Below are 1333 nucleotides of genomic sequence, written 5' to 3'. Positions count from 1 at the left end.
CCCGCTGTCGCCGCCGGCGCTCAGGGCGCTGCGCGAGATCCGCGAACGCTGCACCGACCACAACACGCCCGTTTCCATCTGCGGCGAACTGGCGGGCAAGCCGCTGGAGGCGTTCGCGCTTATCGCGCTGGGCTTCAACCGCCTGTCGGCCCCGGCCAGCGGCGTGGGCCCGGTCAAGCGGATGATCCTGTCGGTGGATCTGAATGCGGCGCGTCGGGGTATGGAGCCCCTGCTGTCCTCTTCGGCCAGCAGTGTACGTGGTGAACTGGAGTCTCTGGCCCGCAAGCTAAATCTGGCTGTCTGAGCCGATCCGCCGGTGCGGGCGTTGAACCCCGCGCCCGCGTCGTTTAAGCGAAACACAACGGCACCTTCCGGCGCCATGTGATGGATACCCCGATTGATGGATCAGGATCGGCCCCAGCCGTCCCACAGCGAATGTGCATCCGAGGCCAGCCCTCTGGGTGCGCGTCTGCGTGCGGCGCGTGTGGCGTCGGGGCTCTCCTTTGCCGAACTGTCCGTCAAGACACGGGTCAACGCCCGCTTTCTGAAAGCGATCGAACAGGGCGACCAATCGGCCCTGCCGTCACGCATCTTCACGATGGGCTATGTCCGCATCTACGCCCAGGTTCTGGGTCTGGACGAACTGGAAGCCGTCGAAGACTTCAAGCGCGAATTCCCCGAGGCCGGGGCCACGCTTCAGGCCCCCACCGGCGCGGCCTTCCAGGAAATGCGCCGCCGCTCTCCGGTCATTCTGGCTGTTCTGGGCGGGGTTGTTCTGGCCTTCCTGTGCTGGAATATTTTCCAGCGCCTGACCCGGATCGAGCCGCCGCACCCTTCGGACCTGGTTGCCGTGCCCAAGGCGTGGCTGTCCGAGAATGATGCGGTAGACGAAGTATTGGTCCTGGGCGGGCCGCGCGCCGCGCCGCCGGACCAGTCCGTGCCGCCGCTCTACATTACCCGCGGGCTCGAAGCCGAACTGATGGGGGACGAAGCCGATCCCTCGACGGCCGTCGCTCCGCCCGGACCGCCTGTTCAGGCTGCCTTCAATCCGCGCGGTGCCCTGTATGGTTCACCGGCGACCAATTCCATCACCACATTGCAGGCGACGAAGCCAGCGACCCTTGTCGTGCGTCAGGGCGATGGCCGCGTGCTGTTCGCGCGCCAACTGGCGGCTGGCGACAGCTGGCGCGCACCGATGAATGTCCAGGCCACGATCGATGTTTCGGACGCGACCGCCTTCTCGGTCTATCTGAACGGGGAACTGGCAGAACCGCTTCCCGCCAACCAGACCCCTCTGGCGCGGCTGAATGCCCAGGCCCAGTCCCAGCGCCGC

At 66.5% G+C, this 1333-nt stretch carries 2 protein-coding genes; both read left to right on the top strand.

Annotated features, from left to right (window positions below; translation table 11 throughout):
- The coding region (locus tag B3H86_RS13205) for a putative PEP-binding protein (protein WP_349679863.1) at positions 1–304 on the top strand (304 nt) is incomplete at its 5' end.
- Between the two features lie 96 nt (positions 305–400).
- Positions 401–1333: helix-turn-helix domain-containing protein (locus B3H86_RS13200; RefSeq protein ID WP_292054891.1), on the top strand; the 933-nt coding region annotated here is incomplete at its 3' end.

The sequence above is a fragment of the Brevundimonas sp. UBA5866 genome, assembly GCF_002432125.1.
Lineage (GTDB): Bacteria > Pseudomonadota > Alphaproteobacteria > Caulobacterales > Caulobacteraceae > Brevundimonas.
Note: the sequence above shows the minus strand (reverse complement) of the source record. Positions and strands in the feature narration are given on the sequence as shown.